The sequence below is a fragment of the Roseovarius salis genome, assembly GCF_044472985.1.
Classification (GTDB): domain Bacteria; phylum Pseudomonadota; class Alphaproteobacteria; order Rhodobacterales; family Rhodobacteraceae; genus Roseovarius; species Roseovarius salis.
The window spans coordinates 39,545-65,800 of sequence record NZ_JBISDG010000002.1 but is presented as its reverse complement, the minus strand read 5'-3'; the positions used below and the strand labels follow the sequence as shown (position 1 = coordinate 65,800).

The 26,256-nt window shown below is 64.9% G+C and carries 25 protein-coding genes; 17 read left to right on the top strand and 8 right to left on the bottom strand.

Features of this window, described 5'->3' with window-relative positions:
- Nucleotides 1-61: 61 nt before the first annotated feature.
- Both ACH13J_RS01080 and ACH13J_RS01075 read left to right on the top strand, forming a co-directional pair.
- Entirely contained in the window at nt 62-511 is a 450-nt protein-coding gene (locus ACH13J_RS01080) for an RDD family protein (RefSeq protein WP_397541454.1), read from the top strand.
- 80 nt (nt 512-591) lie between these two features.
- Nucleotides 592-1,422 (top strand): arginyltransferase, encoded by an 831-nt coding sequence (locus ACH13J_RS01075; protein WP_397541453.1) that lies wholly within the window; start codon nt 592-594, stop codon nt 1,420-1,422.
- On the opposite strand, the gene ACH13J_RS01070 is transcribed toward ACH13J_RS01075, so the two are convergent.
- Complete coding sequence (locus ACH13J_RS01070; RefSeq protein ID WP_397541452.1) at nt 1,423-2,127, bottom strand: alpha/beta fold hydrolase; 705 nt, start codon at nt 2,125-2,127, stop codon at nt 1,423-1,425.
- Entirely contained in the window at nt 2,084-2,611 is a 528-nt protein-coding gene (locus tag ACH13J_RS01065; RefSeq protein WP_397541451.1) for a winged helix-turn-helix domain-containing protein, read from the bottom strand. The genes ACH13J_RS01070 and ACH13J_RS01065 overlap by 44 nt, the downstream gene beginning before the upstream one ends.
- 159 nt (nt 2,612-2,770) lie before the next feature.
- Here ACH13J_RS01065 and ACH13J_RS01060 point away from each other — a divergent pair, with 159 nt between their 5' ends.
- Nucleotides 2,771-2,944 carry a hypothetical protein gene (locus ACH13J_RS01060; protein WP_397541450.1) on the top strand — a complete coding sequence of 58 codons (174 nt, stop codon included), beginning with the start codon at nt 2,771-2,773 and terminating at the stop codon, nt 2,942-2,944.
- A gap of 81 nt (nt 2,945-3,025) precedes the next feature.
- Here ACH13J_RS01060 and ACH13J_RS01055 read toward each other — a convergent pair whose 3' ends face one another.
- The 3 genes from ACH13J_RS01055 to ACH13J_RS01045 all read right to left on the bottom strand — a co-directional run bounded on the left by ACH13J_RS01055 (nt 3,026) and on the right by ACH13J_RS01045 (nt 7,494).
- Nucleotides 3,026-5,380 (bottom strand): TRAP transporter large permease subunit, encoded by a 2,355-nt coding sequence (locus tag ACH13J_RS01055; protein ID WP_397541449.1) that lies wholly within the window; start codon nt 5,378-5,380, stop codon nt 3,026-3,028.
- A gap of 15 nt (nt 5,381-5,395) precedes the next feature.
- Entirely contained in the window at nt 5,396-6,286 is an 891-nt protein-coding gene (locus tag ACH13J_RS01050) for a TRAP transporter small permease subunit (protein ID WP_397541448.1), read from the bottom strand.
- 122 nt (nt 6,287-6,408) lie between these two features.
- Complete coding sequence (locus ACH13J_RS01045; RefSeq protein ID WP_397541447.1) at nt 6,409-7,494, bottom strand: TRAP transporter substrate-binding protein DctP; 1,086 nt, start codon at nt 7,492-7,494, stop codon at nt 6,409-6,411.
- 225 nt (nt 7,495-7,719) lie between these two features.
- On the opposite strand from ACH13J_RS01045, the gene ACH13J_RS01040 reads away from it, so the two are divergent.
- Both ACH13J_RS01040 and ACH13J_RS01035 read left to right on the top strand, forming a co-directional pair.
- Nucleotides 7,720-9,150 carry a cache domain-containing protein gene (locus ACH13J_RS01040; protein ID WP_397541446.1) on the top strand — a complete coding sequence of 477 codons (1,431 nt, stop codon included), beginning with the start codon at nt 7,720-7,722 and terminating at the stop codon, nt 9,148-9,150.
- On the top strand, nt 9,147-9,794 hold the full coding sequence (locus tag ACH13J_RS01035) for a response regulator transcription factor (RefSeq protein ID WP_397541445.1): 648 nt from the start codon (nt 9,147-9,149) through the stop codon (nt 9,792-9,794). The genes ACH13J_RS01040 and ACH13J_RS01035 overlap by 4 nt, the downstream gene beginning before the upstream one ends.
- A gap of 31 nt (nt 9,795-9,825) precedes the next feature.
- On the opposite strand, the gene ACH13J_RS01030 is transcribed toward ACH13J_RS01035, so the two are convergent.
- On the bottom strand, nt 9,826-11,715 hold the full coding sequence (locus tag ACH13J_RS01030; RefSeq protein ID WP_397541444.1) for an alkaline phosphatase PhoX: 1,890 nt from the start codon (nt 11,713-11,715) through the stop codon (nt 9,826-9,828).
- Between the two features lie 368 nt (nt 11,716-12,083).
- Between ACH13J_RS01030 and ACH13J_RS01025 the strand changes: the two genes are divergently transcribed.
- From ACH13J_RS01025 to ilvN, 3 genes are all read left to right on the top strand, one after another.
- Nucleotides 12,084-13,841, top strand: a complete 1,758-nt coding sequence (locus tag ACH13J_RS01025; RefSeq protein ID WP_397541443.1) for an acetolactate synthase 3 large subunit — start codon at nt 12,084-12,086, stop codon at nt 13,839-13,841.
- Between the two features lie 115 nt (nt 13,842-13,956).
- Nucleotides 13,957-15,231: a glycosyltransferase 87 family protein gene (locus ACH13J_RS01020; RefSeq protein WP_397541442.1), complete on the top strand. Its 1,275-nt coding sequence runs from the start codon at nt 13,957-13,959 to the stop codon at nt 15,229-15,231.
- Nucleotides 15,219-15,779 carry an acetolactate synthase small subunit gene (gene ilvN, locus ACH13J_RS01015; protein WP_397541441.1) on the top strand — a complete coding sequence of 187 codons (561 nt, stop codon included), beginning with the start codon at nt 15,219-15,221 and terminating at the stop codon, nt 15,777-15,779. The genes ACH13J_RS01020 and ilvN overlap by 13 nt, the downstream gene beginning before the upstream one ends.
- Nucleotides 15,780-15,794: 15 nt before the next feature.
- On the opposite strand, the gene ACH13J_RS01010 is transcribed toward ilvN, so the two are convergent.
- Nucleotides 15,795-16,184: a hypothetical protein gene (locus tag ACH13J_RS01010; protein WP_397541440.1), complete on the bottom strand. Its 390-nt coding sequence runs from the start codon at nt 16,182-16,184 to the stop codon at nt 15,795-15,797.
- A gap of 188 nt (nt 16,185-16,372) precedes the next feature.
- Between ACH13J_RS01010 and ACH13J_RS01005 the strand changes: the two genes are divergently transcribed.
- The 9 genes from ACH13J_RS01005 to ACH13J_RS00965 all read left to right on the top strand — a co-directional run bounded on the left by ACH13J_RS01005 (nt 16,373) and on the right by ACH13J_RS00965 (nt 23,263).
- The gene (locus tag ACH13J_RS01005) at nt 16,373-17,236 is read left to right on the top strand and encodes a helix-turn-helix domain-containing protein (protein ID WP_397541439.1); all 864 of its coding nucleotides are present in this window, start codon (nt 16,373-16,375) and stop codon (nt 17,234-17,236) included.
- A gap of 114 nt (nt 17,237-17,350) precedes the next feature.
- The gene (locus tag ACH13J_RS01000; protein WP_397541438.1) at nt 17,351-18,511 is read left to right on the top strand and encodes an SRPBCC family protein; all 1,161 of its coding nucleotides are present in this window, start codon (nt 17,351-17,353) and stop codon (nt 18,509-18,511) included.
- Entirely contained in the window at nt 18,508-18,723 is a 216-nt protein-coding gene (locus tag ACH13J_RS00995) for a hypothetical protein (protein WP_397541437.1), read from the top strand. Before ACH13J_RS01000 ends, ACH13J_RS00995 begins: the two co-directional genes overlap by 4 nt.
- Before the next feature lie 183 nt (nt 18,724-18,906).
- Nucleotides 18,907-20,049: an acyl-CoA dehydrogenase family protein gene (locus ACH13J_RS00990; protein WP_397541436.1), complete on the top strand. Its 1,143-nt coding sequence runs from the start codon at nt 18,907-18,909 to the stop codon at nt 20,047-20,049.
- Nucleotides 20,046-21,089, top strand: a complete 1,044-nt coding sequence (locus tag ACH13J_RS00985; protein ID WP_397541435.1) for a 3-hydroxyisobutyryl-CoA hydrolase — start codon at nt 20,046-20,048, stop codon at nt 21,087-21,089. Before ACH13J_RS00990 ends, ACH13J_RS00985 begins: the two co-directional genes overlap by 4 nt.
- A 4-nt stretch (nt 21,090-21,093) precedes the next feature.
- A complete protein-coding gene (gene mmsB, locus ACH13J_RS00980; protein WP_397541434.1) occupies nt 21,094-21,966 on the top strand; it encodes a 3-hydroxyisobutyrate dehydrogenase in 873 nt (290 codons plus the stop codon).
- Nucleotides 21,963-22,616, top strand: a complete 654-nt coding sequence (locus ACH13J_RS00975; protein ID WP_397541433.1) for a cyclic nucleotide-binding domain-containing protein — start codon at nt 21,963-21,965, stop codon at nt 22,614-22,616. The genes mmsB and ACH13J_RS00975 overlap by 4 nt, the downstream gene beginning before the upstream one ends.
- Nucleotides 22,617-22,716: 100 nt before the next feature.
- The gene (locus tag ACH13J_RS00970; RefSeq protein ID WP_397541432.1) at nt 22,717-22,920 is read left to right on the top strand and encodes a YgaP-like transmembrane domain; all 204 of its coding nucleotides are present in this window, start codon (nt 22,717-22,719) and stop codon (nt 22,918-22,920) included.
- Between the two features lie 115 nt (nt 22,921-23,035).
- Nucleotides 23,036-23,263, top strand: a complete 228-nt coding sequence (locus ACH13J_RS00965) for a YgaP-like transmembrane domain (protein WP_397541431.1) — start codon at nt 23,036-23,038, stop codon at nt 23,261-23,263.
- A gap of 57 nt (nt 23,264-23,320) precedes the next feature.
- On the opposite strand, the gene uvrA is transcribed toward ACH13J_RS00965, so the two are convergent.
- Nucleotides 23,321-26,179, bottom strand: coding sequence for an excinuclease ABC subunit UvrA (uvrA, locus tag ACH13J_RS00960; RefSeq protein WP_397541430.1), 2,859 nt, complete (start codon nt 26,177-26,179; stop codon nt 23,321-23,323).
- Between the last annotated feature and the right edge of the window lie 77 nt (nt 26,180-26,256).

Sequence of the window (26,256 nt, the reverse complement as noted above, 5' to 3'; positions counted from 1 at the left end):
CGCCGGATCGTCCGGCCCGGGCATTTCCGGGCCGGAACATTCATGCTACTGGACCACGACGATGAGCGATTTCAGCTGGCATATCCCCGATCCCGTCACGCAACCGGAATTCTTCGCCAACGTGCCGGCCAAGCGTCTGGTCGCCTGGGTGGTGGACACGCTTGTGGTGGCGCTGATGTGCCTGGCGATCCTGCCGTTCACCGCTTTTGCCGGGATCTTCTTTTTCCCGGCGCTGCTTCTGCTCGTGGGCTTTGCCTATCGCGTGGTGACGATCGCGCGCGGCTCGGCAACATGGGGAATGTGGCTCGTGGCGATCGAGTTCCGCACGATCACGGGCCGGCGCTTTGATCTGCAGATGGCCTTCCTTCACACCCTTGGCTTCACCATCTCCTGCGCGATATTCGTCTTGCAGATCATCTCGGTCGTGCTGATGCTGACCACGCCGCGGGCCCAGGGGCTGACCGACCACCTGCTCGGGACCGTTGCGCTGAACCGTCGCGCAACCGACTGAAATCCAACCCTGCTTTGGCCCTTGGCGGGGGCGGGGTTCGTTGCTATCGTTCCTGCAGGAAAGAGCTGAAAAGAGACGCCATGCGCCACACGCTTCCCGTTGCGCCGCAATTCTACGTCACAGCGCCGCAGCCTTGCCCGTACCTCGAGGGCCGGATGGAGCGCAAGCTGTTCACCGCGCTTCAGGGCGACCAGGCGCAGAAACTCAATGACAGCCTGTCGAAACAGGGTTTCCGCCGATCCCAGAACGTGCTCTACCGCCCGTCCTGCGCGGATTGCGCGGCGTGCCTGTCCGCGCGCATCAACGTGGCCGATTTCACCCCCTCCAAGAGCCAGAAACGCACGCTGCGCCGAAACCGGCATCTTGACCGGCGCGCCACATCGGCCTGGGCCACGGAAGAACAGTACGAGCTTTTCCGCACCTATCTCGAGGATCGCCACGCCGACGGCGGCATGGCGGACATGGACGCCTTCGAGTTCGCCGCGATGATCGAGGAAACGCCGATCCGCACCCGCGTGGTGGAATACACCGATTCCGAAAGCGGCGAGCTGGTGGCGGTCTGCCTCACCGACGTGCTGGATGACGGGCTCAGCATGGTTTACTCGTTTTACGATCCCGCCCTGCCGCGGCAGTCGCTGGGCACCTATGTCATCCTCGACCACGTCGATGTCGCGCGCGACGCCGGGTTGCCCTATGTCTATCTCGGATACTGGGTACCGGGCAGCCCCAAGATGGGATACAAGGCCGCCTTTTCGGGGCTGGAGGTCTATTCCAGCGGCGAGTGGCAGAAAATGCGCGACCCGGCCGAGTTCGATTGCAAGCGGCACCCGCTGTCGAACGACCCGATCGCCGAGCAGGTCGCCAACATATCGCTGCCCGACGGCCGCCCCATGCGCCGCGAAACGGGCTGATCACGCCCCGCGCTCCGGTTGCAGGAAGCGCGTCACCGCCTGCATGAGACGGACCCAGCTCTCTTCCTCCGGGAGCATGGCGTGGTTGCGTGACTCCAACGTCATGAACTCTGCGCCGGGCAGTGACGACGCCAGCAACCGCCCTTGCGAGATGGGATGTATCGCGTCGTCACGCGCGTGCACCACCAGCACCGGCGCGCGAACCTTCGGCAGATCCTCCGTCACCACCAGCCGGTCGACCGCCTGCCGCAGGATGGCCGCCTTTTCCGGCGTGATCGACTGCTGCTGGATGTTCACGAAGCTCTCGACCTGCTGCGGCGTCGCATCGGGCATGAAAAGGGACGTGAAGGCGTTGAGAAAGGCGCCCTTCTCCCGGCCCCAGCCGGCGCGGATCAGGCCCAGAATGGTCTCCTCGTCAACCTCGCCACCGCCCACCTGCCGGTGCACGCGCCCCACCGCGTAACCGCCGTAGAGCACCATGCGGCTCACCCGTTCGGGATGCAGCGCGGCAAACCGGATGGCCACCGGCACGGCCTGCGACACCGCGAATATCGCAAAGCGGTCCAGCCCGTTCGCATCGGCCACCGCGCGCAGGTCGTCGGCAAACGCATCAAGCGTCAGGTTGCCAACGTCCCGCGTGGACAAGCCCGTGCCGCGCTGGTCATATCGGTAGAGCGTGAAAGCCTGCCCAAGCCGGTCGAGCATCGGCCGCCATACCGGGCTTTCCCCAGTCTAGCTCGAGATGCGACAGCCAGTGGCCCGCCCGGACAAGCGGCGGGCCCGCCCCGTGACAGGCATGGGCGATGAACGCGCCGTCGGCGGATCGCGCGAAGCGGATCGGCGGCATGGCCTGCCCCGCCGCGGCGCCGTGCGCGACCTGCCCACCCGTGACCGGCACGTTGAGCTGAAAGCCGTGTTTGGGCACCGTGCGGATGATCCGCTGGCGGCGCCCGTCGTCACCCACGGACCGGCGCGCCGCGCTGATCCGCGCGCTGACCGTGGCCTCAGACACGTTGAGCCCCGACCAGACCGTTTCGATCAGCCTGTCCCGGCTCACCACGTTCCCGCGCGCACGGACGAGTTGCAGCAGGATTTCAAAGACCTGCGGCTCGACATGCACACTCTCACCGCCGCGGGTGAGTTCACGGCGGTCCGTGTCGATCTGGCAATCCGCGAAACGGTGGATCATGGTCCAAGTAACGCGCCCGCGCGACGCGGATGCAACCCCATTCCGCGGAATGGCAAGCAAACCGCAAGAAAAGCGAAAGCTTTTCCGAAGAACCTCTTCAAGCCGACCGCGCCCGTCCGTGCTTTGATGCGCAAAGACACCGGAGACAGGAGAACCGAGATGACCGAGACCCCGCGCATCAGATACCGCCCCGACGGATCGATCGATACCGACCACTACATGCAGCTCGGCCGCGGCTTGCGCAGCGAAAGGGCCATGAACCTGCTATCGGGCGGGGCGCACCGCGATGGCCGAACGCACCGCCGCGCCCCGGGCCGGTTCAGGCTGATCTGAGCCTGCAGGGGCCGAACGCCCGGCGCTGCGGCCCCGCCCGGCCGCCGGAAAGCTCATGCTTCCGCGGCGGCCGGGATCCGTTCAGTTCCCGATCAGCTGCGGCACGATGGTCACGATGTCCGGGAAAAACCACAGGATCGCGAGCCCCGCCACCTGGATCAGGACGAAGGGCGCCACGCCGCGGTAGATGTGGCCCGTCGTCACCTCCTTGGGTGCCACGCCGCGCAGATAGAACAGCGCGAAACCGAAGGGCGGCGTGAGGAAGCTCGTCTGCAGGTTCACGGCAATCATGATCGTCACCCATTTCGGGTCGAAGGTGCCACCATAGATCACCGGCCCCACGATCGGGATGACGATGTAGATGATCTCCAGGAAATCGAGCACGAAGCCCAGGATGAACAGCACCAGCATCACCAGCAGGAAAACCGTGAACTCGTTGTCGAAGCTGCGCAGGAACTGCTGGATGTAATGCTCGCCCCCGAACGAGATGACCACGAGGTTAAGCAGCTGCGAGCCGATCAGGATGGTGAACACCATCGAGGTGACCTTGGCGGTCTCGCGCACAACGGGGGTCAGCACGCCCTTGCGGAAGAGGACGTAGCAGGAATAGAGCAAGCCGAAGGCGGCGAACAGGTACGAGGCATAGGCCACGAGAAACGCCACCCAGCTTTCGAAACCGACATCCTCCTGGTTGATGCGCAGATCGAAGTTTATCCCGATCAGGATCGACAGGATGACGGCCAGCGTCGCCCAGATGATGACGCTGCCGCTCTCGTTGTTTTCCCTGAGCTTGCGGTAGGCGGCCAGCATGATCGCGCCGCCCGCGCCCAGTGCCGCCGCAGGGGTCGGGTTGGTGATACCGCCCAGGATCGACCCGAGCACCGCAACGATAAGCACCAGCGGCGGGAAAACCACCCGGATCAGGTCGTTGCGGGCCAGACGGCCCGCCGCATGCGCCGCGCCGTAGAGCGCCATGGCGTACGGAATGGCAAGGATCACCGTGGTCAGGCCGGAACTCATGGAGGGGGCGATCAAGAGGATGTCCGCCAAGAGCCCCAGCACGATACCGAGCGCCCCGATGAGCAGCGGCGCGGGGTTGGCCGTGGGCTTGATCCCGCGGCCAAGCGCCAGCGTGAGCCCGAGGAGCAGCATGATGACGGCCACACCGGTGCCTATGGGCGCCGCCGCGGCCTCTTTCTCGGCGACCTTCTCGGCGATTTCCTCTTCGCTGAGCCGGGTGCTCTCGGCCACGCCGCCCTGCGCCTCGATGCGTTCCTGCTCGGCCACCGCGGCATCCCAGGCCTCTTGCCCGTGCAGTGCGATCATCGACTCCTTGCACTCTTCGCTGACATTCGTCCGCAAAGAGGCGGTCTGGCCGGCATCGGTAAAGGTGTCCACCACGAGGCTCTGCGATCCCACGATTCCGATCTGCACGAACAGCAGCAGACCCGCGATCAGCGCCACCGGCACGCCAAGGAACCACGTGAAGGTTTCGCCGCGGGTGCGCGGCTCGCCACCGCCGCCGCCCAGTTCGACCGCGGGCGCACGTGAGGGGTTCAGCAACGCGTAGGAAAACGCGTAGCCCGCATAAAGCAGCGCCAGCAGGATGCCCGGCAGCAAGGCCGACTGGAACAGCGTCCCGACCGAAACGACCGCCGGCTCGCCCAGATAGGTCAGCGCGTCGGTACAGCCTGCGGCCTGCGCCCGGTCCTCCTGCGCGGCGGAATAGAGATCGCCCGCCAGCGTACCCAGAAGCACGATCACGATCGAGGGCGGGATGATCTGCCCCAACGTGCCCGAGGCCGAGATGACCCCGGTTGCGATCTCGGGGCTGTAGTTGTTGCGCAGCATCGTTGGCAGGCTCAGCAGGCCCATCGTCACCACCGTCGCCCCCACGATACCCGTGGATGCCGCCAGGAACGCCCCAACGACCACCACAGACACGGCCAGACCGCCCGGCAGCGGCCCGAACACCCGCGCCATGGTCGTCAGCAGGTCCTCGGCGATGTTGGACCGCTCCAGCGTGATGCCCATCATGACGAACATCAGCACCGCCAGCAGCGTTTCGATGGACTGCCCCGCCAGGACCCGTTCGTTCATGCGGTTGACGATGAAGCTGATATTGCGGTCGAGCGCCATCTCCCAGCCGCGCTCGAACACCGGTTCGGCGATGCGTGGCAAATCCGGGTATCGGAATATGGATATCGTCTGTGGTTTCACCCCCGACGCCACGAGTGCGTCGTAGGCATCGCTCGTGGTGTCGATCGCCTGGTGGATCAGAAGCCCCGCGCTGTCCAGCGCGGCGATGATGCCGAACGACAACAACCCCGCCCCGGCGATGGCAAAGGCCACCGGAAAGCCCGAAAGGATGCTGCCGAAGAGGCAGATGAACACGATGATCAGGCCGATCTCGACGCCGTCTAGTCCGAAAAGCATGCTGCCCTGCCCCCTTTAATGCGTGCCCTCGAAGGCCTCTTGGCCCTCGCCGAGACTGTCCTTGTCAAGGTACTTGTTCTCGCTTTCCGGCCCTTCCTTCCACTCCAGGTAGGAGCGGTAAAGGAACGCCACGGCGTGCAGGAAAACCATGGCGCTGAACGCCACCAGCAGGATCTTGAAAATGAAGTAACCGTTGAACCCGTTCGGGCTGAAGCCGATCGTCTCGACGTTCCAGCGCATGGCGCGGGATTTCAGAAGCAGCCTGTCCAGCGTGTCCGACGCCGAGGGCTTGGGCACGATGAGGTGGCGCCACATGAAAAACCACGCGTAAAGCCAGATCAGCACCGTGACCGGCATCATGAAAAGCAGCGCGCCCACCATGTCGATGACCTTCTTGGTGCGGAAACGCACGGCGGAATAGATCAGGTCGACCCGGACATGCCCCCCCTGCACGAAGGTATAGGTGCAGCACAGCGCCACCACCAAAGCGTTGTAAAGCTTGAGTTCCTCCGCCCACCAGCTGATGTCCAGTTCGACCGGGATACCGAACCCCAGCACGATGTCGGGCCGGGCGAAGATCCGCTGGATGAAGACGATGATGATCTGCTGGACGACCATGATCAGGCCCGCCCATGCAAAGAACCGACCGACAGCGTTCGCGAACGTCTCCAGCCCGCGGACGACGCCCCACATCACCGAATTGCGCCATAGCCCCACGCCGGTCAGCACCAAGAAGGCGGTGAAAACCACGAAGAAGAACTCGACCGAGCCGCCGTAATAGACGAAGCGCATGACCGCTTCCTTGTCCGACCAGTCGAGCCAGAGCTGCGGATGCGTGACGGCATAGCCGAAATTGTAGAAGGCGAGGCCGATATTCTTGAAGAACCAGACGATGGCGTCCAGCATCATTCCCCCCGAACCCTAGAGCATTGGGCATGTGCCCCGGTTATTGATGCAGCGGGCCGCTGGCCCATCGGTCGGCGGACCCCGGAACGGGGTCCGCCTGTTTCTCGGCGGCACGGTACCGGTCAGATGCCGACGACGCGGTTACGCTGGCGCGTGAATTCGCCCTCGGAACGGCTGCCCCAGGCGGCCGAACTCTTGAGCGACGCCATGTAACTATCGTAGCATTCCTTGTAGATCTCGTCGTCCAGGGGTTCGCGCGTGACCTCCTCGGCCGCGGCGCCGAAGGCGTCCCACACCGAGTCGGGGAATTCGCGCACCTGCACCCCGCCCGACTGCAGGCGCTGAAGCGCCGCCGCGTTGTTGGCCATGAACAGCGACATCGTCCAGCTGTTGGAGGCCCGGGCGGTCTGCTCGACGGCAGCCTGCTGTGCCGGCGTCAGGCTGTCATACACCTGCCGGTTCATGTTGAGGCACAGCACCGGGCCCGGCTCGTGGAACCCGGCGGTATAGTAGAACTTGGCGATTTCCTGGAAGCCGACCTTCTCGTCCGACCACGGGCCGATCCACTCGGTGCCGTCGAGCGACCCGGAGGACAGCGCCTGATAGACCTCGCCGCCGGGCAGGTTCTGGACACTGGCGTCCAGCCGGGCCAGCACCTCGCCACCCTGTCCGGGCATGCGGAACCTGAGACCCTGGAAGTCCTCGGGGCTGTTGATCTCCTTGTTGAACCAGCCGCCGGACTGCGGCCCGGTATTGCCGGCGGGAAAGAACTTCAGCCCGAAGATCGAGTAGAGGTTGTCGGCAAGCTCCATGCCGCCCGCATGGTAGTACCAGTTGTTGAATTCCTGGAAGGTCATGCCGAAGGGCACCTGGCTGAAAAATGACAGCGCCGGGTGCTGGCCCATGAAGTAGTAATCGACCGCGTGATACATGTCAGCCTGCCCTGCCGCGACCGCGTCGAACGATTCGAACGCGCCGACAAGCTCGCCTGCAGCCTTGAGTTCCACGGTAAGCTGGCCGTCGGTCAGCTCCGTTATACTGTCTGCGCAGTATTGCGCGCTGTCATGCACCCCGGCAAAGCCGCGCGGCCAAGTGGTGACCATGGTAAGCGTGCGCTTGCCTTGTGCATAGGCAGGCGCGGCCAGGCCCGATGCCGCCGCCGCGGCGCCGCCAAGAGCAGAATTCCTCAGAAATGAACGACGATCCATGTGGTGTTTCCTCCCGGTTCAGTTGCAGCGCGCACAGTATCATCGCGTGCGCGCGGATCGCTTCGAGTTCGGGCAAACTAGCGCGCAACACGTGGCATGGGAATACCTAGTACTGCGTAGAAAGCCCGGCACGTGGCCGAACGCGGCGTGCAACCCGCACGCCGTGGCCGCAACCGCCATTGCGAGGGTGGGATTTGGCCGCGATTCGCCTTATTCGGTTCCGACATGCGATCCTTGCGCTTTCTCAAGACGCTCAATTACGGCCAGAAGCTCTTTTTGACGGCCACGCTCCCGCTGGTGCTGGGGGCGGTGCTCGTCTCGGTGATCGTCACGCTGGAGTCGCGCCAACTGGCCGAGCGTGAGATCCACAACCTCGAGCGGCAACTGATCGCCGCCAAGCGCGCGGAGCTCAAGAACTATCTCTCGATCGCGCGAAAGGCGTTCTTCAATATCTATGGCCGCGCCGCGCCCGACGACGCCGAGGCCAAGCTGCAGGTCACGCGGATGCTGGCGGCGATGCTCTACGGTCAGGACGGTTACTTCTTCGTCTTCGATTACGATGGCAAAAACCTCGTCAGCCCGCGCAGGACGGCGCTGATCGGGCGCAACTGGCTTGGTCTGACCGATGCCGATGGCACGCCCGTCACGGAAGAGTTGATCCGGCTCGCGCGCAGCGGCGGCGGCTACCATTCCTTTGACTGGCCCAAACCGTCGACGGGCGAGACGGCGCGGATGGTCGCCTACGTGACCGGCCTGCAGGACTGGCGGTGGGCCGTGGGCACGGGCGTGTTCATCGACGATGTCGCCTCCACCGTGAACGCCGCGCGCGCCGGCGTCGAGGCGCGGATGCAGCGAACATTCCTGTGGATCGGGGGCATTACCTTCGCGGCGCTTCTGCTGGTCTTCACGTCTGGGCTTTTCATCAACATCCGCGAACGGCGCCTTGCCGACGCCAAGCTCAAGCGCCTGACCCAGAGGATATTCGACGCGCAGGAAGAGGAACGCAGCCGCGTGGCGCGCGAGTTGCATGACGGCATCAGCCAGATCCTCGTGGGCGTGCGTTACGCACTGGAAACCGCCCGGCGACGGATGGAAGCGGGCGACGCGGGCGCGGTGGACACGCTCGACAAGGGCATGGGCTACCTCTCGGGCGCCATCCAGGAGGTGCGCCGCATCAGCCGAGACCTGCGTCCCGGCGTGCTGGACGATCTCGGGCTCGGCCCCGCGCTGAAGGCGCTCGTGGAGGATTTCGGCCAGCGCACCGGCATCGAGACCGCGTTCGACACGGTCGTTTTCCGCAACCGGCTCGACGGGGAGGCCAAGATCGCGCTCTACCGCGTGGCGCAGGAAGCGCTGACGAATGTCGAGCGCCACTCCGGCGCCACGCGCGTCGCGGTCGATGTGCGGGGGCACAGCCGCGGCGCCACGCTGCGGATTTCCGACAACGGCCGCGGGCTGGACACCACCGAGGTCCCGGCGGTCGGCACGGGCGGCGGTCTCGGCCTTCGCAACATGCAGGAACGGATCGAACAACTTGACGGCACGCTCAGAATATTGTCCAGCAAGGGCGGCACGGTCATCGAGGCATCGGTGCCGCTCACCCACCTGTTGCCGCCTGAGGACCGCACGGACACGAACGCGAAGGCAAGCGCATGACCGATCAGCCTGCCCGCCTTGTCATCGTCGATGACCACCCGATGGTGGCCGAGGGAATCCAGTCCGTTCTGGAGGGCTACGACGACGTCGAGGTGATCGCGACGCTGGCCACCGGGCAGGAGATCATCGATCGTGTCGAGACGCTGGACCCCGACGTGATCCTGCTCGATCTGAACATGCCCGGGCTCGGCGGCCTGTCGACCACCGAGATCATCCTCGAACGGCGGCCGCGCACCCGCATCCTGATCCTGTCGATGCACGACAGCCCCGAGTACATCTCTTCCGCGCTCAGCCACGGCGCCGTGGGCTACGTGCTGAAGGACGTGCCGACCGAGGAGATCAAGCACGCGATCGACGCCGTGATGTCGGGCCGTCAATATCTGTGTACCGGCGCGCAGGGCTCTCTCGACCTCGACGGCGGCGTGACCCGAGACCAGCTCACGAACCGCGAGCAGACCATACTGCTGCAACTCGCTCAGGGCCGTTCCAACAGGGAGGTGGCCGACGCGCTCGACATTTCGGTGCGCACCGTCGAGACCCACCGCAAGAACATCAAGCGCAAGCTCGGCATCAGTTCGACGGCGGGACTGACACGATACGCGATGGAACACGGCGTGCTGCAGGGCACCGGCGTATCGCTCTGACCCCCGGGCGGGCCGCCCGCGCCACGCGCGGTCAGCCCACCGGCCCGCCATCCTCGCGCCGGATGACGATGACCGATGACCGCGGCAGCCGGCCCTGACCGTCCGGAAACGGGGCGTCGGGGTGCTGGATGCCCACGAACATCGCCCGCCGGTCGGCGGACCATGCAAGCCCCGTCACCTCGCACCCCTTTGGACCGGTGAGAAAGCGCGCGATCTCTCCGCTGACGGGGTCGCCCGCCAGCATCTGGTTGTTGCCCATCCCGGCGAAATCCCCGGCATCGCTGTCATCGCCGTCGGTCTGGATCCAGACACGCCCCGCGGTGTCGAAGGCCATGCCGTCCGGCGCGTTGAACATGTTGCCCGCCGTCACGTTGGCCGACCCGGCATAGGCGTCATCATGGACCGTCGGGTTGCCTGCCATGACATAAAGGTCCCACCGGAACCCGTCGGCGGCGTGATCGCCACCATCCGGACGCCAGCGAACGATCTGGCCATAGCGGTTGGCCGCGCGGGGATTGGGGCCACCCACCGCCATGTCATCCCCGCCCGCATTGGGTTTCAGGCCGCGGTCCTTGTTGCTGGTCAGGCAGCAATAGGCCTCTGCCCATCGGGGGTTGACCGCCACCCATTCGGGGCGATCCATGGTCGTGGCCCCCACCGCCGAGGCGGCCTGCCGCGCGAAGACCAGCACCTCCGCGAGGCTGGCCATGCCGGTCGTCGCGGGGGTCAGCGGCAGCCACTCCCCGGTCTGGTCGTCATTGAAACGCGCGACGTGCAACGTGCCCTCGTCCAACAGCCCGTCTGTCGGTCCGCCGGGGGCGTAGCGGCCGTCGGACACGAAACGGTAGAGGAATTCCCCGCGTTCATCGTCGCCCATGTAGACCACGACGCGCCCGTCGCGGGCCAGCACGACCTCGGCGTTCTCGTGTTTGAACCGCCCCAGGCCGGTATGCTTGACCGGCGTGCTTTCGGGGTCGCCGGGATCGATCTCGACAACCCAGCCGAAGCGGTTCGGCTCGTTCGGGGTCGCCGCGGTGTCGAAACGCGCATCCCACTTGTGATAGTCATATCCCCAGCCCGCAGCACCGATGCCGTAACGCGCATAGCCCACCGCCGCGTCAAGCTGCCCTTCGCCCACGGCAGTGGACCCGAAATAGCCGTTGAAATTTTCCTCGCAGGTCAAGTACGTCCCCCACGGTGTGCGCCCCGATCCGCAATTGCTCAGCGTGCCGCGCGTAAGCATCCCCGACGGGTCGGCAGCGGTTCTCAGCAGGGCGTGGCCCGCGGCGGGCCCGGCCATACGCATCGGTGTCAGATGGGTGATGCGGCGGTTGAGCGGGCTGTCGATGACCGCCGCCCAGCCATCCGCGCCCTCGCGGACCTCCATCACCGTCACGCCCTGGAGTTTCTGCAGCTTCCGCACGTCCGCGAGGCTTTCGGGCGTGCCGGTTGCGGTATGCGGAAGGTTGACCGCGCGGTTCGCGTATTCATGGTTGACCGCGACAACCTGCCGCCCGCCGATCAGGAACGTCTCCATGCCGTCGGTGTTCTCTCCGAACACGCGATCAGCCGTGTCCGACCCACCGCCGGTGGTGTTGTCGAAAGCGGGGGCATCGCCGAACAACGGGTCGCCCCAACGGATCAGGATGTCCCAGCTGTAACCATCCGGCACGTGCACCGTGCCGTCGCCGCGCGCGGGGACAGGGGTGAACGGAAACGGCGCCGCGGCGGAACGGCCTGCCCCCGCCTGTGCCACCCCCATCGCCGCCGCCCCCGATCCGAACGCCAGGACCCCCCCGACGAAGCCCCGGCGCGTGATCGCCCGCGCCACGACGCGGTCGAAATCGCACGTCTCCGGACGCGGGTCGTTGATCTCGTCCCAGTCGTCGGCAGACAGGATGCCGGGATCCTTGTTCGTCATGGGTATGGCCTCTCCGCCGTGTGCGTGATCCAGCGCCATGAAGCCGGTCGCGCATCACATTCACGTTTCAGCGGCCCCGGTCTGCGCACCCCTTGCCCAAGGGATGTGCCCGATCTGCGCAACAATTGCAAAGCCATCTCCGCGGAGCGGGCATTTTTGCTAAAAATCCCGGTTGACGGGGTGTGCACCCGCTCCTAATGTCCCGCGCACGGATAAGGGAGTTCCCGTAATGGGTATTATCGTACTTCTGGTAGGTGAATGGCGCATGGGCCGGTAACGGACACCATAACGGTTCCCCATGCGCCCCCGACGACCGGGGGCTTTTTTATGCGCGGCGCAAGACCTTGTGACACACGGAGCAAAATACAATGGCACGCGAGATGACCGGAGCGAAAATGGTGGTTCAGGCCCTCAAGGATCAGGGCGTGGACGTCGTATTCGGATACCCAGGCGGTGCCGTGCTACCGATCTACGACGAGGTGTTCCAGCAAAACGACATCCGGCACGTGCTTGTCCGGCACGAGCAGGGGGCGGTCCACGCCGCCGAGGGCTACGCCCGCTCGACCGGCAAGCCGGGGGTCGTGCTGGTGACATCGGGGCCGGGCGCGACCAATTCCGTCACCGGCATCACCGACGCGCTGATGGATTCGATCCCGATCGTGGTTCTGTCCGGGCAGGTTCCGACATTCATGATCGGCAACGACGCCTTCCAGGAGGCTGACACGGTCGGAATCACACGGCCCTGCACCAAGCACAACTGGCTGGTCAGTGACACAAAGAACCTTGCCAACACCCTGCACCAGGCGTTCCACGTGGCCACCTCGGGCCGCCCGGGCCCGGTGCTGGTGGACATTCCCAAGGACGTCCAGTTCGCCAGCGCGGAATACATCCCGCCGCAAAAGGCCAAGACCTCGCATTACCAGCCGCAGGTCAAGGGGGACATGGACGCCATAACAGAACTGGTCGAGGCGCTGGAAAGCGCCGAGCGGCCGGTCCTTTACACGGGCGGTGGCGTGGTCAATTCCGGCCCGGCCGCCAGCCAGCTGCTGCGCGAGCTCGTGGATGCGACCGGCGTGCCGATCACCTCCACGCTGATGGGGCTCGGCGCCTATCCGGCGTCGGGCGACAACTGGCTTGGAATGCTGGGCATGCATGGCCTTTACGAGGCAAACATGGCCATGCACGACTGCGATCTGCTGATAAACATCGGCGCCCGTTTCGACGACCGGATCACCGGGCGGGTCGATGCGTTCTCGCCCGGCTCCAAGCGGGCGCATATCGACATAGATCCCTCGTCGATCAACAAGGTCATCAAGACCGACATCCCGATCGTCGGCGACATCGCGCATGTGCTCGAGGACGTGCTCAAGATCTGGAAATCCCGTGGCCGCAAGACCAACCGCGAGGGCATCGCCAACTGGTGGTCGCGCATAGAGGAATGGCGCAAGGTGCGCTGCCTCGCCTTCACGCAGACGGGCAACACAATCAAGCCGCAATACGCCCTCCAGAGGCTCGAGGAGCTGACCAAGGACCGCGACCGCTATATCTGCACCGAGGTGGGCCAGCACCAGATGTGGGCGGCGCAGTACATCGGGTTCGAGGCGCCCAATCGCTGGATGACCTCGGGCGGCCTTGGCACCATGGGCTACGGTTTCCCCGCCTCGATCGGCGTGCAGATGGCCCATCCCGACGCGCTGGTGATCAATGTCGCCGGCGAGGCGTCGTGGCTGATGAACATGCAGGAGCTGGGCACCGCCGTGCAGTTCATGCTGCCGGTCAAGCAATTCATTCTCAACAACGAGCGGCTCGGCATGGTGCGCCAGTGGCAGGAACTGCTGCACGGTGAACGCTACTCGCATTCCTGGTCCGAAGCGCTGCCCGATTTCGTCAAGCTGGCCGAAGCCTTCGGCGCCAAGGGCATCGTCTGCAACGATCCCGCCGATCTGGACGACGCAATCATGGAGATGCTCGACCATGACGGGCCGGTTGTCTTCGACTGCCTGGTGGAAAAGCACGAGAATTGCTTCCCCATGATCCCCTCGGGCGAGCCGCACAACAAGATGCTTCTGGGCGAGGACGCCACGACCAAGGATGCGATCGGCACCTCCGGTGCGGTGCTGGTGTGACAGCCAGGACGCCATCACACTGGCGCGCCATTGTGGTGGTGGAAGGGGCCCCGTGTCGTGAACGGCCGCGCCGCCGCGGACCCTGGGCGTCGGCCCCTTGCCGAAGGGTGATCGAATGTCCCGCGTAAGACAGGGCCTCGCGGAAAGCCGGCTCGGCGTTCTTGACCATCGGCGCGGCTGGCAGCTGGCGGTTTTCGGCGCGGTCTGCACGGTCATGGTCACCTCGATCTACATCGGGGGGTCCGTCGTCGACCTGCTTGACACCGGGAACCTGTCGATCGACGTGGATTTCTACGTGTTCTGGGCCGCGGCCAAGCTGGCCTTGCAGGGGCTGCCCATGGACGCTTTCGAGATCGCGCGACTGCAAGAGGCGGCGCGCGTGGACGACACGGACTGGATGCCATGGGCCTACCCGCCGGGTTTCCTGATGCTTCTGGCGCCCTTCGGGCTCTTGCCGTTCAACATGGCCTGGGCAAGCTTCAACGTGATCGGCCTCGCGGCGCTCGCGCTGGCGACGTGGCGCTTCACTGCAGGCCGGCCCCACGTCCTGCTTGCATCGGCGACGGCCCCCGCGGTGCTGCCCTGCCTTCTGGTCGGGCAGACGACCGTGCTATGGGCCGCCGGGCTGGTTGCGGCGCTGGCGGCGCTCCGCTCCGACCGGCCGGTACTGGCGGGCGTGTTCATCGGGTGCCTCACGCTCAAGCCCCAGCTCGGCCTGCTTATCCCGTTGGCACTGCTGGCCTGCGGCGCTTGGCGCGCCGTATCCTCGGCAATTGCAACCGCGGTCGTTCTCGCCGCGGTCCCGACCCTTGTATTCGGCTTCGCCTACTGGACGGAAATGCTGTCCATGATGGCACTTCACGGCGCGACCGTGCGAGAGAACATATCCGAGCTAAACCTCATGGTCAGCGCGTATTCCGCGCTCGCCGGGGCCGGGCTGGACGAAGGGCTTGCCCTGACCGTGCAAGGGGCCCTTGCGGCACTTTGCGCAATCGCTGTCGTGTTCACCTGGCACAGCAAGCGGTGTTCCTTCGATCTGCGTGCCGCTGTACTGCTGATCTCGATTCCGCTGGCATCCCCGTATCTGTGGTACTACGAGTCCGCGCTGCTCGCGCCGGCCAGCCTGTTCATGTGGCGGGCGGGGGTTCTTTCGCTGACCCCCGCCGCGATCGTCCTTGGACTGGTCATGTGGCTCGGTCTCGCCCCGTCGCACCTCGTCGCGCTGAACGCGCCGGATTCTCTGGAAGCGTTCCGCCCCCTGTTTTTCCCGGTCGCCCTTGCGGCCTTGATCGCCTGCCTCCATCACGCGGTTTTCCGCGCGCCCGGGCCGCCGCATCGTCAAACCCGTCATAACGTCAACAGCAAAGGCACTGCACCATGTCAGCCCTGAACATCAAGAAAGGCTCAACCAAGCATTCGGCCTACAATCTACGGCCGACCTTTTCCGACAAGGTCGAGACTCACACGCTGGCGGTGATCGTGGACAACGAACCCGGCGTGCTGGCACGGGTTATCGGGCTGTTTTCGGGACGCGGCTACAACATTGACAGCCTGACGGTGGCCGAGGTGGATCACACTGGCCATACATCGCGCATCACGATCGTCACCACCGGCACGCCACAGGTAATCGAGCAGATCAAGGCACAGCTCGGCCGCATCGTGGTTGTTCACGAGGTTCACGACCTCACCGTCGAAGGGCCCGCCGTCGAACGCGAACTGGCCCTCCTGAAAGTTCAGGGCGAAAGCGAGAAGCGGGTCGAGGCGCTTCGCCTGGCCGACATCTTTCGCGCGGGAGTGGTCGACAGCACGCTCAACAGCTTCGTTTTCGAACTGACCGGCACGCCCGACAAGATCGACGCCTTCGCCGACCTCATGCGCCCCCTCGGCCTGATCGAGATCGCCCGGACCGGGGTTGCCGCGCTGCCGCGCGGCACCTGATTTCCACGATCCGGATCAGCCGCAGCTGCGCACCGGCGGGCGCAGCACGGGCAGCGGCGGCTCGGCGTTACGGAACAGGCTGACGACGCGGCCGCCCTGCCCCGCCGGCGCGCGCGCCGGCTTGGCCGGCGGGTCGAGCTGCTCTCGCTCGAGCCCCTCGAAGGCGGATTTCAAATCCATCGCCAGCGACGGAAACTCGTGCGGCGCCACGACATACGGATCCACGGCGAGCCGCAGGTCGTTTTCCTCGCGCAGGTCGAACGCGACAAGGTCCCCCGGCTCGAACCCCTCTCGCGACGTGGCCGTGTCGTCTTCCTCGTTGAAAAACGCCAGGTTGCGATGATCCTCGCACCAGATGACCGCGCGGTTGCGCTTGCTGTCGCTCCAAAGGACTACACCGTACATCGGTCCCCCTCATTTCCGCTGCATTTGGTCCGAGTCTGAAACAAAAACAGACAAAGGGAATGGGCGGATTTGCACGCGGGCGAACCGATTTGTGACGATTATCCAGGCGGCTGACGCGACCTTGCGTCAGCAGTGACGCTGTTTGGCGTCATTTCCCTTGGAATCCTTGAGTTATCTCGATAAACGTGATGCCAAAATACCAGCACAACCAGAAAGACCATAACGGTTTGGCACGGAAATCGCAGCCCCGCCCCGCCCCGCGGCAGGACGACCCGGCCGCGCTGCGCCGCGTGTTCGGCGAGAACCTCAAGACGCTGTGCGCCGACCACCCGTCGGTCACGGGGCTGAGCCGCGAGCTTGGGATAAACCGGACGCAATTCAATCGCTACATGACGGGCGAAAGCTTTCCCCGGCCCGACATCCTGCACCGGATATGCGATTTCTTCGACGTGGATGCACGCATACTGCTGCAGCCCGTCACCGAATTGCAGCCCGTGCCCGACGACCTGCTGAGCCACCCGTTTCTTGCCGGGTTCTTCAGCCGCTCGACCGTGTCGGTGCCGGAGGATTTCTTTCCCAGCGGGTTCTACCGCTTCGCGCGCAAGAGCTTCCTCGACGGGAGCGAGTTCGTCCTCGGATTGGTGATGATATCGCGCCGGGACGGCTACACCTTCCTGCGCGGGTTCGAGCCGCGCACCGCGCTGCGGGAAAAGGGGCTTTCCACCAACCCTTACTACAGCGAGTACCGCGGCCTCGTCATGCGCCAGGAGGAAGGCGTGATGGCCCTCGTCGCCCACCGCGACTCGCTGTCGTGTTCCTTCAATTTCCTCACGCCCGAGACATCGTTCCAGTCCAACCTGTGGGAGGGCTACGCGTCACGCACCGTGCGGGAGAAGGTCACGAGCAGCCGGGCGACACGCATGGTCTACGAGCATCTCGGCAACAGCACGGCCCGCGTGCTCGAAGCCGCCCGCACGACCGGGGTGGTCCCGGGCAACGCCGTGCCGCAGATCTACCTTCATCTGCTGCGCCCCGACGAACCCTTCCGCTAACGGCCTGACCGGGCGGCAAATTGTCGCCTTGGGAAAAGTCTGGTCGCTGCAGGTCGGTCGGCGGGTGCCCCTTCATGTCTACCTTTCGGCATATAAGCTTCAAGGAGACACGTCATGAACGCCCCGGTGACAGACCTTAGCCAAGTGCGCATGTCCGTCGAGAACGCCAACGGCCTACCGAACGCCCATTACATCGACGAAGGGATTTTCGAGGAGGAAAAGCAGGCCCTGCTGTTCTCGCAATGGGCGGGGCTCGCCGTCGCCGCGGACGTCCCGGAGCCCGGAGATGCCGTGCCGATGGAATTCCTCGGAATGCCGCTGCTGCTCATCCGCGACAAGGAGGGCGACGTGCGCGTGTTCCAGAACATCTGCCGCCACCGCGGCATGATCCTCGTGGCCGAGCCGCGCAAGATCGAGGGCGCGATCCGCTGTCCCTACCACTCGTGGTGTTACTCCACGCAGGGCAAGCTGGTGTCGACGCCGCATGTGGGCGGGCCGGGACACAACCGTCATGACGCCATCAAGCGCGATGACCTGGGCCTGATCGAGGTGCGCAGCCATGTGTGGCGCGACGTTGTGTGGATCAATGTCTCCGGCGACGCCCCGCCCTTCGAGGAGGCCATGCGCCACATCATCGAGCGCTGGTCCGAGTTCGATCTGCCGCTCTATCACGGCGGCTACGACAGCCGGCTAACGCTCGAGGTCGCCACCAACTGGAAACTGGCCGTCGAGAATTACTGCGAAAGCTATCACCTGCCCTGGGTGCACCCCGGGCTGAACAGCTATTCCAAGCTCGAGGATCACTACAACATCGAGATGCCCGGCGAGTTCTCGGGTCAGGGCACCATGGTCTATCGCCAGCTCACCAACGAGAACGGCGAGAAATTCCCCGATTTCGAGGATGTCGGCGCGAAATGGAACGAGCAGGCCGAGTACATCGCGGTCTATCCAAACGTCCTGCTGGGCGTGCACCGCGACCACGCCTTCGCGATCATCCTCGAACCCCGCGGACCGGAAAGAACGGTGGAACACATCCACCTTTACTATTCCGTTCCCGATAGCGACGAGGGGCTCAGGATGCGCAACACCCAGCTCTGGAAGACGGTGTTCGAGGAGGACATCTTCGTCGTCGAAGGCATGCAGAAGGGTCGGCACGCGGCCAATTTCGACGGCGGCCGGTTCTCTCCGGTGATGGACAGTCCGACACACTGTTTCCACCACTGGGTGGCCGGCAAGATCGAGGCGCACCGGGGACAGGCGAAAGCCGCCGAATGAAGGACGACCTTGAAACGCGGCTTCTGGATGCGCATGAGGGCGACGACCGTTTCGCACTCATCCGCCTCTATACCGATGCGGCCGACATCACCAACGACATCGACGCCGCGTGTTTCTTTCTCACTTACGCCTATATCTTCGCACTTGAGGCCGGCGCGCCAGAGGCGGCGGAGTTGCACGCCCGGCTCAAGGCCCATGGCCGCGAGGAATAGGCCGGTCCGGCCGCCGGCACGTCGCGCCGGACATCTCACCCGGAAGTTTGCGCAGGCGGATTTCGTCCACACCACCCCCGGTCCGCGCGGCCGCGGCCGGGCACGAGAAGATTCTTGCATTCCAGAGCTGTCTCCCGGTAATTAAACACACGTTCAATTACACGGACGACAGGAGGCCCGGCGATGGATTTCGCGCTCACCGAGGAACAGACCGCCATTTTCGACATGGCGCATGCCTTCGGGCAGGACAACATTGCCCCCCACGCCCGTGACTGGGAAAAGGCCGGCACGATCCCCAGGGACCTGTGGCCCAGGGTGGGGGAGCTGGGCTTTGGCGGACTCTATGTCAGCGAGGAGACCGGCGGCGCCGGGCTGAGCCGTCTGGATGCGACGCTGGTGTTCGAGGCGCTTTCGATGGCATGTCCGTCTGTCGCGGCGTTCCTGTCCATCCACAACATGTGCGCCAAGATGATCGACACGTTCGCCGCGGACGAGATGAAGGGGCGCGTGATGCCTGGCGTGATCTCGATGGACACGGTGCTGTCCTATTGCCTTACCGAGCCTGGCTCGGGCTCGGACGCGGCGGCGCTCAAGACCCGGGCGGAGCGCACCAACCAGGGCTACACGCTCAACGGGACCAAGGCGTTCATCTCTGGCGGGGGCTACTCGGACGCCTATGTCGTCATGGTCCGCACGGGCGAGGCCGGGCCCAAGGGCATCTCCACCGTCTATGTCGAGGACGGCACGCCGGGGCTGTCCTTCGGCGGGCTGGAGGACAAGATGGGCTGGCGGTCTCAACCAACCCGGCAGGTCCAGTTCGACGACTGCAGGATTCCGCACGCGAACCTCGTCGGCGAGGAGGGCCGCGGTTTCACCTACGCCATGGCCGGTCTCGATGGCGGGCGGCTCAACATTTCCGCCTGCTCCCTCGGCGCGGCACAGGCCGCGCTGGACATGACGCGGCATTACATGGCCGAGCGCAAGGCCTTCGGCCAGTCCATCGACCAGTTCCAGGCTCTGCAATTCCGCCTTGCGGAGATGGAGATCGAGCTTCAGGCGGCCCGCACATTCCTGCGGCAGGCGGCTTGGAAGCTTGACACCGGCGCCCCCGACGCGACCAAGTTCTGCGCGATGGCCAAGAAATTCGTCACCGAGGCGGGCTCACGCATCTGCAACGAATGCTTGCAGCTTCATGGCGGGTACGGCTACCTCGCCGATTACGGGATAGAAAAACTCGTGCGTGACCTGCGCGTTCATGAAATCCTAGAGGGAACCAACGAGATCATGCGGCTTATCGTGGCCCGGCAAATGCTGGCGGACTCATGACGGACATCTCTATCAGAACCGAGGGCAAGGCGGGCCGGATCACGCTGACGCGTCCCAAGGCGCTCAACGCCATGACCTACGACATGTGCCTGGCAATCCGGGACGCGCTGGAGGCATGGGCGGTCGACGATTCGGTATCGCTGGTGATCGTGGACGCCGAGGGCGACAAGGCGTTCTGCGCAGGCGGTGACATCACCTCGCTTTACGAGACCGGCAAGACGGGCGACTACGAATATGGTCGCCGTTTCTGGCGGGACGAATACCGCACGAACGCCCGGATCGCGGAATTCCCCAAGCCCTACATCGCCTTCATGCAGGGCTTCACCATGGGCGGCGGCGTTGGAATCGGCTGTCACGGCAGCCACCGGATCGTGGGGGAATCCAGCCAGATCGCGATGCCGGAATGCGGCATCGGGCTGGTGCCGGATGTCGGCGGCTCGATGCTGCTGGCCCGCGCACCCGGGCGGGTCGGGGAATATCTCGGCACGACGGCTGAACGCATGGGCCCCGACGACGCCATTTTCGCGGGTTTCGCCGACACCTTCGTTCCGCAGGAGCAATGGCCCGGCCTCATCGCGGCCCTGTGCGATGGCGCCGATCCCGCCGCCATCGCGGCCCATGCCGGCACCGCGCCGGACGGGTCCCTGCGCCACCTTCTGACGCGAATCGACGCCCATTTCGGCGGCGAGACCCTGCGCGACATTCTCAATTCGCTCAAGGTCGAGGACAGCGATTTCGCCGATGCGACATTGGCGAAACTGGCGCGCAACTCGCCCCTGTCGATGGCCTGCACGGTCGAGATGGTGCACCGTAACCGCGCGTCCGGCACGGATATTCGCCGCGCGCTGGAGTTGGAATATCGCTTCACTCACCGGTCGATGGAGCAGGGCGACCTCCTCGAAGGTATCCGCGCCGCCGTGATCGACAAGGACCGCGCGCCCCGATGGCAGCACGATATCGACGCACCGCCGGCGCTGGCGGCGACGCAGATGCTGATGCCGCTCGGCGCGGACGCGCTGACATTCGAAGAAGAAGGATAGCGTCATGAAGATCGGATTCATCGGACTGGGAAACATGGGCGGGCCCATGGCCGCGAACCTTGCCAAGGCCGGCCACGAGGTTACCGGCTTCGATACCGCCGCCGTCAGCATCGCGGGCATCACGATGGCCGACAGCGCGGCCGAGGCGGCCCGCGGCGCACAGGTCGTCATCACGATGCTGCCCAACGGCGATATCCTGCGCGCCGTTGCCGATGAGATCGTTCCCGCCATGGACCGAGGGGCCGTGCATCTGGACTGTTCGACCGTGGACGTTGCCAGCGCCCGCGCCGTGGCCGAGAGCGCGCAAGCGGCCGGGCTGTCAGCGCTGGACGCGCCGGTGTCCGGCGGGGTTGCCGGGGCCGAGGGCGGCACGCTCACCTTCATGGTGGGCGGCGACGAGGCAGGCTTCAATACCGCCCGCGATCTTTTTGAGATCATGGGACAAAAGGCTGTCCATTGCGGGCCCTCCGGCAACGGTCAGGCGGCCAAGATCTGCAACAACATGATCCTCGGCGCGACCATGATCGTCACCTGCGAGGCCTTCGCCCTTGCCGACAGGCTGGGGCTGGACCGGCAGGCGATGTTCGACGTGGTCTCGACCTCCTCCGGGCAATCCTGGTCCATGAACACCTATTGCCCGGCGCCCGGCATCGGTCCGAAATCGCCGTCGGACAACGATTACACGCCAGGCTTCGCGGCCGAACTGATGCTCAAGGATCTCCGCCTTGCCATGCAGGCCGCCGAGGAGGCGGGCGCAGACACGCCGATCGGCGAGACCGCGATGAGACTATACGCCCGGTTCGTCGAGCAGGAGGACGGTATGGGCCGCGACTTTTCGGCCATGCTGCCACGTTTCGAGAACCGCGGAAGGGAATGAGCGGCTGGGTGGCAGAGACCGAGGGGCTGCCGCCGCTCGACCCGCGGGCCACCCAACGCCTCAACGGCCTTGCGCCGATTCAGGCCCCGGCCGGCACGACGCTCTTCCATCCCGGCGACACGGTCAAGGGCTTCGTCATCATGCTTTCCGGCCGGGTCGAGGTGTTCCTTGCCGGGCCCAACGGTCGCGAGATACTGCTGTACGCGGTCGAGCCCGGCCAGACCTGCATCCAGTCGACGCTCGGGCTCATGGGCGGCGAGGACTACTCGGGCGAGGCCATCGTCCGGCGCGATTCCCGGATGGTCCTGGTGCCGCGCGACACGTTCCTTGCACTTATGTCGGAGTCGGACGCGTTTCGCGGCTTCGTTTTCCATGCCTTCGCCACGCGGCTGCAATCCATGATGCATTTGCTCGAACGCGTTGCCTTTCTCCGGGTCGAGGCGCGGCTTGCGCAATGCCTGCTCGACCGCAGCGAGAACGGAACGCTGTCCGCAACCCATGCCGAAATCGCCAGCATGATCGGCTCCGCGCGCGAGGTGGTGTCGCGGCGGCTGGACGCGCTGGAACGTCGCGGCATTCTCCGCGTCGGCCGTGGCCGGGTTCAGGTTCTCGATGCCGCGGCGCTTTCAGAACTGGCCGCCTCGGATTGAACCGTCCAAATGTGACCACGTCACAGACGAAGGTACGGACAAGCCATATACTGTTCGCATTCACCGCCCGTTCGCGGGCACGGAAAACGGGAGTAATCCAATGCTCAAGAAAAATGTCGGCACCATCGACCGCGTTCTGCGCATCGCTGTCGGCCTCGCTCTCATCGCCGCCTTCTTCGTCAACAGCGGCGGCACATACAGCTGGCTCTACCTTATCGGTATCGTGCCGCTGGCGACGGGTCTCGCGGGCAGCTGCCCTGCCTACTCTCTGTTCGGGCTGTCGACCTGCCCGGCGAAGAAGTAGCGGCACGGCCCCAAGAGGGTGAGAAAACCTCCGGAACCCATTGACAACGCAATATCAATCACCATCTCACCTGCAGAAGGAGACATGACAGGTACCAAGCAACGGAGATGTGACAATGTTCGTGACCAACACGGGACTCATTGACCGCATCATTCGGGTGATTGTCGGTGTCGCCCTCATCTCGGGCTACTGGATGTGGCCCGGGGCCGCTTGGGGCTGGGCGTTCTTCATCGGGGTCATACCGCTGCTGTCTGGCCTCGCGGGATGGTGTCCGGTGTATCGCCTGCTCGGGTGGTCCACGTCGAACCAAGGTGACAATACGGGGCATACCCGGTCGGCATGACGATCACCCGATGTCGAGCCCTCGAGGAGGTGCCCAGGCGCACCTCCTTTTTGCTGTCTACTCCGCGGCGACCTTGCGCGCCGACAGCATGTCCTTGAGGTAGCGGCCCGTATGGCTGCGGTCGACCTGCGCCACCTCCTCGGGCGTTCCGGCCGCCACGATCTCGCCGCCGCCATCGCCCCCCTCGGGGCCGATGTCGATGATGTGATCGGCCGTCTTGATGACGTCGAGATTGTGCTCGATCACGATCACCGTATTGCCACTTTCCACAAGTTCGTGAAGCACTTCGAGCAGCTTCTTGACGTCCTCGAAATGCAACCCCGTGGTCGGCTCGTCGAGAATATAAAGGGTCCGGCCCGTCGACCGCTTGCTTAGCTCCTTGCTCAGCTTCACGCGCTGCGCCTCGCCGCCCGAGAGGGTGGTCGCCTGCTGACCCACCTTGATGTAATCTAGGCCGACACGGTGCAGCGCATCCATCTTCTCCCGGATCGCGGGAACCGCCTTGAAGAATTCGCGCGCTTCCTCGACCGTCATGTCAAGAACGTCGGCTATGCTCTTGCCCTTCCACGTTATTTCCAGCGTTTCCCGGTTGTAGCGCGCGCCGTTGCAGGTTTCGCAGGTGACATACACATCCGGCAGGAAATGCATCTCGATCTTGATGACCCCGTCGCCCTGGCACGCCTCGCAGCGCCCACCCTTGACGTTGAAGGAAAACCGCCCCGGCTTGTAGCCGCGCGCCTTGGCCTCGGGCAGCCCGGCGAACCAGTCGCGGATGGGGGTGAATGCGCCGGTATAGGTGGCCGGGTTCGACCGCGGCGTGCGCCCGATGGGCCTCTGGTCGATATCGATCACCTTGTCGAGATGTTCCAGCCCCTTGATGGTCTCGCATGGCGCCGGCGTCAGCCGCGCGCCGTTCAGCCGCATTGCCGCCGTCTTGAACAGTGTCTCGATGGTCAGGGTCGACTTGCCCCCGCCCGAGACGCCGGTCACGCAGACGAACTTGCCAAGTGGAAAGTCCACGTCGAGAGATTTGAGATTGTTGCCCTGTGCCTTGAGAACGCGAACGGATTTTCCGTTGCCGGGGCGCCGCTGCGCGGGAACGGCGATTTCACGGCTGCCCGACAGGTACTGCCCGGTGATGGACGCCGGGTCTGCCGCGACCTGTTCGGGCGTGCCGTGGCTGACAACCCGCCCTCCATGCACGCCCGCGCCGGGGCCGATGTCGAAAACGTAGTCCGCTGTGCGGATCGCCTCCTCGTCGTGTTCCACAACGATCACCGTGTTGCCCTGGTCGCGCAGGTTCTGCAGCGTCTCCAGCAGCCGGCCATTGTCGCGCTGGTGCAGCCCGATGGACGGCTCGTCGAGCACGTAGAGCACGCCGGTGAGGCCCGAGCCGATCTGGCTGGCCAGCCGGATGCGCTGGCTTTCGCCACCCGACAGGGTACCGGCATTGCGCGACAGCGTCAGATACTCCAGACCGACATTGTTGAGAAACCCCAGCCGCTCCCGGATTTCCTTGAGGATGGCGCGCGCGATCTCGTTCTTCTGCTCGGACAGGTGCTCGGGCACCGTGCGGCACCAGTCATGCGCCTCGCGGATCGACATCTCGACCACCTGTCCGATATGCAGCCCGGCGATCCTGACCGCCAGCGCCTCGTCGCGCAGGCGATAGCCGTGGCATGACCCGCACGGCCTGTTGTTCTGGTACCGTTCGAATTCCTCGCGGATCCAGGCCGAGTCCGTCTCGCGGTAACGGCGCTCCATGTTGGGGATGACCCCCTCGAAGGTGCGCGTCACGTTGTAGACGCGCCCCCCCTCATCATAGCGGAACGCGATCTCCTCATCGCCCGAGCCGTAGAGAAACACCTTTTGCACATGCGCTGGCAGGTCCTTCCACCGCGCGTTCATGTCGACGCCGTAATGCTTGGCGATGGCCTCGATCGTCTGGAGGAAATACGGGCTCTTGCCCTTGCGCCACGGTGCCAGCGCCCCGTCAGCGACCCGCAGCTGCGCGTCGGGCACCACCAACCGCTCGTCGAAGAAGAGCTCGGCCCCCAGCCCCCCGCAATCGGGGCACGCACCGAATGGCGCGTTGAACGAGAACAGGCGCGGCTCGATCTCGGAGATGGTAAAACCACTGACCGGACAGGCGAAGTTCTCGCTGAAGGTATGCCGCTCCGGCGCGCCCTCCCGCGGGGCGGTTTCCAGCACCGCGATCCCGTCGGCGAGGTCCAGCGCGGTGCGGAAACTGTCGGCCAGCCGCGTTTCGATCCCTTCCTTGACGACGATACGGTCCACCACGACGTCGATGTCGTGGCGGTACTTCTTGTCGAGCTGGGGCGGGTCGTCGAGCTCGTGGAACGCGCCGTCCACCTTGACGCGCTGGAACCCCTGCTTGCGCAGTTCGAGGAACTCCTTGCGGTATTCTCCCTTGCGGTCGCGCACGATAGGGGCCAGCAGATAGGCGCGCGTGCCCGCCTCCATCGCCATGACACGGTCGACCATGTCCTGAACCTGCTGCGCCTCGATGGGCAGCCCCGTCGCCGGGGAATAGGGGGTGCCCGCCCGGGCAAACAGCAACCGCAGGTAATCGTAGACCTCCGTCACCGTGCCGACGGTCGAGCGCGGGTTCTTGCTGGTCGTCTTCTGCTCGATGGAAATCGCCGGGGAGAGGCCGCTGATATGGTCCACGTCCGGTTTTTCCATCATGTCGAGGAACTGGCGCGCATAGGCGCTGAGGCTTTCCACGTAGCGCCGCTGGCCCTCGGCATAGATCGTGTCGAAGGCAAGAGAGGACTTGCCCGACCCCGACAGCCCTGTGATCACCACCAACTCGTTGCGTGGTATGTCCACGTCCACGCCGCGCAGGTTGTGCTCCCGCGCCCCGCGCACCTCGATATGCTTGAGCTCTGCCATCCGGTCCCCCGTCGCCACCGCGTATTACATAGTTGAGGGGGCCGAGTCGTCCAAGCCAAAATCGCGAACATTTCGCG